Here is a 4,338-nt window from a genome sequence, read left to right on the forward strand (position 1 = left end):
GGGTTCGGCCCACGGTCGTCTCCGGAGGCGGCTTTTGCACTGCGTACCGCTACCGGTACGGTCGGTCCCGCCGGGTGACGACCTCCCGGCGGGCGCACCCCGCGCACCCCGCGCACCCCGCGCACCCCGCGCACGCGCGGCACACCGGAAGGGTCAGCGATGGCGATCGCCAAGGCAGAGCGGCTGATGAATCTCGCCCTGTGCCTGATGAACACCAGACGTCCGCTCTCCAAGAAGGAGCTGCGGGAATCCATCGAGGCGTACCGCGAGGCCTGGCAGAACAGCAGCGAGGACGCCTTCAACCGGATGTTCGAGCGGGACAAGGACGACCTGCGCGAACTCGGCCTGGTGATCGACGTCGACGAGAGCGCCCTGGACGGCGAACTCGGCTACCTGGCCCGCGCCGACCGCAACCGGCTGCCCGAGATCGCGCTGGACGCCGAGGAGGCGGCCGCGCTGACCCTGGCCGCCCGGGTCTGGCAGCAGGCCAAGATGTCCGGCGCGGCCAGCGGCGCGCTGCAGAAGCTGCGTGCCGCCGGGGTGCCGTTCGCCGAGCCCGAGGGCCGGACCGCCCTGGAGCCGCGCATCCCCGCCAGGGAGGCCGCGTTCGAGCCGCTGCTCACCGCCGCCCGGGACCGCCGCCCGGTCGGCTTCGAGTACCGCAAGGCCGGCGCCGCCGCCGGCGAGCTGCGCACCGTCGAGCCGTGGGCGCTGGAGTGCTGGCGCGGGCACTGGTACCTGGCCGGGTGGGACCGCGACCGCGGCGACGCCCGGGTGTTCCGACTCAGCCGGATCACCGGCAAGGTCCGGGCCAAGGCCGGCGCCTTCCTCGGCACCGTGCCCGAGCACGTCGACGTCCGCGCCACCGTCGCCAAGTTCGCGGGCGAGGGCGCCACCGCCACCGCCACCGTCCGGGTCCGCCGGGGAGCGGGCTTCCCGCTGCGCACCAAGGCGCTGAGCAGCGCGCGGGTGGACGACGGCTGGGACGAGCTGGAGATCCCGTACGGCAACGGGCTGGGCGCCGACCTCGCCGAGTTCGGGCCGGACGTGCTGGTGCTCGGGCCCGAGGAGCTGCGGGCCGACGTGATCGACCGGCTGCGGGCCGTGGCCGGGCTGGACGTGGTGAACGGAAGCGGAGGGGTTCAGGCGTGAGCAACGCGATCGACCAGACGCGGCGGATGCTGTCGCTGGTCACCTACCTGCGCGAGCGCCCCGGCGCCGAGGTGGCCGAGGTGGCCCGCGCGTTCGGGATCTCCGAGCGCGAGCTGATCGGGGACCTCAACGTGCTGCCGATGTGCGGCACCAGCTTCCGCGGCGGCGACCTGCTCGACATCGACACCGACGGCGAGCGGATCTGGTGGCACAACGTCGACGACGTGGCCCAGCCGCTGCGCCTCGCCGCCGACGAGGCCACCGCGCTGCTGGTCGCCGCCCGTGCGGTGGCCGGGCTGCCCGGCCTGCGGGCCGGCGACCGGGAGGCGCTCACCCGGGCCGTCGTCAAGATCGAGAACGCGGCGGGCGAGAGCGCCGCCGGCAGCGCCCGGGTCGGCGTGACCTTCGAGGCGGAGGGCCACGTGTTCGCCGACATCGACCGCGCGCTCAGCGAGGGGCGCCGCCTGTGGCTGCGCTACTACTCGCACGGGCGCGGCGGGATGACCGAGCGCGAGGTCGACCCGATCCGACTGCTCACCGAGGGCCACACCTACCTTGAGGCCTGGTGCCGCACCTCCGAGGACCACCGGATGTTCCGGCTGGACCGGGTCGCCGAGATCCGGGTGCTGGACGTCCCCGCCGACCCGCCCCGGCGCGAGCCGCGCGATCTGAGCGGCGGGCTGGTCAACCCGTCCGCGGACGACCCCGAGGTGGTCGTCGAGGTCTCCTCCGGCGGGCGCTGGGTGGCCGAGTACTACACCCACGACCGGGCCGAGGAACTGCCCGACGGCGGGCTGCGGATCACCCTGCGCAGCGCCGACCCCTCCCAACTGCGCCCGCTGGCGCTGCGGCTGGGCCGGGACGGCCGGATCGTCTCGCCGCCCGGGCTGGCCGGGCAGGCCCGTGCGGCCGCCCTGGAGGCGCTGGCCGCGTACGGGGAGCAGACCGTCGCCGACGGGGAGGGGCGGGTCTGATCGGTGGAGCCCGGGACCAGATTCAAGGTGTACTGCTCCGAGTGCCGGGAGAAGGTCGAGCTCCCGGCGGAGGAGTTCCGGCTGACCCTCGGTCGGACCCCGGCCCAGGCGCACTACAGCTTCGGCTGCCCGCTCTGCGGGGCGGCGGTGCGCAAGCCGGCCGGGGAGAAGATCGTCGCGGCGCTCGTCGGGGCCGGGGTCCGCACCATGCGGCTCGTCCCGGCCGAGGGGTAGCGGGCGCTCTCCTGCGGACCGGGCCGGGGGGCCGGGCCCGATAGGGTGGGCGCATGTCCTGGATGCTCGTCGCCGCCGTCCTGCTCGCCACCGCGGGCCTGCTGGTCCTCGGGGTGCTCGCGATCCGGCTCTGGCTGGACGTGCGGGCGCTGGCCAAGGGCGTGGACGCGGCCTCGCGGGCGCTGGCCGAGGTGGCGGGGGAGCTGGCGGAGGCCGTACCGGGGCGGTAGGGCCGTCCGGTGGCACCCCTCGGGTGGTGCCCGCCGGGTGAGGCCGTCCGGTGGTGGCCGTCCGGTTGTTCCCGTTTGGTAGCGCCCGTTTGGTAGCGCCTGTTCGGTAGCACAGGAGGGCCGTCGGTGGTACGGGGGCTGCTGCGGGGAGGCGGGGGCGGGTTACGCTCTCAGATGGCTCCTGCAGATGGCTCCTGAACTGCGAACCGGGGCCGCTGTCCTGTTCGGGCGGCCGTCGTCGTGGCGTCATCCGCAGCGGTTACCATCCGCGGCGGGGGGCCCGACGGGTCGCCATGAGTGAAGGTTGGTCGCGCAATGCGCATCTCGATGACCGCGATCGTGGTGGTCGTGATTTTCGCCGTCCTGCTGTTCGGCGCCAAGCGGCTGCCCGACCTGGCTCGCTCGCTCGGGCAGTCGATGCGGATCCTGAAGAGCGAGACCAAGGCCATGCGCTCGGACGGCGCCGAGGAGGACGCCGCCGCGACGCCGCCTCCGGCGCCCCGGGTCGACGGCGGTTCGGCGACGACCGCGGCCAGGACCATCCAGGCCGCTCCGGGCGCCTCGGGCACCGCCCGCCCGGTGGCCGAGCCCGCCGCCGGGCCGTCCGCGGCCGACAGCGACCGCCCGCGCTGAGCGCGGCGCACGTGACGAACGCGACCACGGAGGCCCGTCGACCGGCGGGCCTCGACGCACGAGTTGAGGACCGGGGTTGAGCAAGCTCTCCAAGGCGTCGAAGGCGTCCAAGGATCCTGAGGGGCGGATGGCCCTCACCGACCACCTGCGGGAACTGCGCAACCGCGTGGTCAAGTCGGTCCTGGCGATCGTGGTGATCACCATCGTGGCGGCGATCTACCACAGGCAGATCGAGAACTTCCTGCTGGAGCCGCTGCCGCGCTGCACACCGGAGACCGCCAACCAGTTCAAGGGCAAGTGCGCCCAGGTCTCCAACATCGGTCTGACCGCCGGTTTCACCTGGATGCTCAAGGTGTCGCTGACGGCCGGTGTGGTCGCGACCGTGCCGATCTGGCTCTACCAGGTCTGGGCCTTCGTGGCACCCGGTCTGCACCGGCACGAGAAGAAGTACGCCGTCATCTTCATGCTGTGCGGGGCGCCGCTCTTCCTGGCCGGTGTGGGCTGCGCCATCCTGGTGCTGCCGACCACCGTCGACGTGCTGATCTCGTTCACCCCGGACAAGACCACGCCGATCCTGCCGCCCGAGGACTACCTCGACATCGCCACCCGGATGGTGCTGGTCTTCGGCTTGGCCTTCGAGTTCCCGCTGCTGCTGGTGATGATGAACATGGTCGGCATGGTCACCGGCAAGCGGCTGCTCGGCTGGTGGCGCGGCATGGTCATGGGCATCACGGTCTTCGCCGCCTTCGCCACCCCGAGCGCCGATCCGGTGAGCATGCTCACGCTGGCCGCGCCGATCTGGGCGTTCTACTTCCTCGCGGTGGGCATCGCGATCTTCAACGACAGGCGCAAGGAGCGCCGCAACCCCGACGCCGGGCTGAGCGACGAGGAGGCCTCGGAGCTGGACCTCTCGGTGCAGCCGGTGGCCGGTACGGAGATGGTCCAGGCCTCGGCCGCGCCGACGGCCGGCGCCCCGGTGCCCGCCGCCCGTCACGAGCAGATCGACGACATCACCTGAGCCGGTAGCGCACCCTGAGGCCCCGGCCCCCCCCCCGCCGCCGGGGGGCCGGGGGGGGTTGGGGGGCCGCCCCCGGGTGGGCGGGCGTTTTTTTTTG

Annotated in this window: 6 protein-coding genes; all 6 read left to right on the forward strand. The window is 73.5% G+C overall.

Going from position 1 to position 4,338, the window contains the following annotated elements:
- Positions 1-159: 159 nt before the first annotated feature.
- The 6 genes from ACFV6I_RS37940 (at position 160) to tatC (ending at position 4,241) form a co-directional block, all read left to right on the forward strand.
- Positions 160-1,152, forward strand: coding sequence for a YafY family protein (locus tag ACFV6I_RS37940; RefSeq protein WP_063346908.1), 993 nt, complete (start codon positions 160-162; stop codon positions 1,150-1,152).
- A 26-nt stretch (positions 1,153-1,178) separates the two neighbouring features.
- Positions 1,179-2,126: a WYL domain-containing protein gene (locus tag ACFV6I_RS37945; protein ID WP_350878052.1), complete on the forward strand. Its 948-nt coding sequence runs from the start codon at positions 1,179-1,181 to the stop codon at positions 2,124-2,126.
- Positions 2,127-2,129: 3 nt separating this feature from the next.
- Complete coding sequence (locus ACFV6I_RS37950; protein ID WP_063346907.1) at positions 2,130-2,360, forward strand: hypothetical protein; 231 nt, start codon at positions 2,130-2,132, stop codon at positions 2,358-2,360.
- A gap of 53 nt (positions 2,361-2,413) precedes the next feature.
- The gene (locus tag ACFV6I_RS37955; RefSeq protein ID WP_380430675.1) at positions 2,414-2,590 is read left to right on the forward strand and encodes a hypothetical protein; all 177 of its coding nucleotides are present in this window, start codon (positions 2,414-2,416) and stop codon (positions 2,588-2,590) included.
- 315 nt (positions 2,591-2,905) lie between these two features.
- A complete protein-coding gene (gene tatA, locus ACFV6I_RS37960) occupies positions 2,906-3,223 on the forward strand; it encodes a Sec-independent protein translocase subunit TatA (RefSeq protein ID WP_380430678.1) in 318 nt (105 codons plus the stop codon).
- Positions 3,224-3,350: 127 nt separating this feature from the next.
- A complete protein-coding gene (gene tatC / locus ACFV6I_RS37965) occupies positions 3,351-4,241 on the forward strand; it encodes a twin-arginine translocase subunit TatC (protein WP_380345068.1) in 891 nt (296 codons plus the stop codon).
- Positions 4,242-4,338 lie beyond the last annotated feature (97 nt).

Origin of the sequence: Kitasatospora sp. NPDC059803, assembly GCF_042732255.1 — a bacterium.
Taxonomy (GTDB): domain Bacteria; phylum Actinomycetota; class Actinomycetes; order Streptomycetales; family Streptomycetaceae; genus Kitasatospora.

Coding starts and splice junctions, on each gene's coding strand:
- tatC (WP_380345068.1), top strand. CDS start 3,351: ATGGCCCTCACCGACCACCTGCGGGAACTGCGCAACCGCGTGGTCAAG.
- ACFV6I_RS37955 (WP_380430675.1), top strand. CDS start 2,414: ATGTCCTGGATGCTCGTCGCCGCCGTCCTGCTCGCCACCGCGGGCCTG.
- ACFV6I_RS37945 (WP_350878052.1), top strand. CDS start 1,179: ATGCTGTCGCTGGTCACCTACCTGCGCGAGCGCCCCGGCGCCGAGGTG.
- ACFV6I_RS37940 (WP_063346908.1), top strand. CDS start 160: ATGGCGATCGCCAAGGCAGAGCGGCTGATGAATCTCGCCCTGTGCCTG.
- tatA (WP_380430678.1), top strand. CDS start 2,906: ATGCGCATCTCGATGACCGCGATCGTGGTGGTCGTGATTTTCGCCGTC.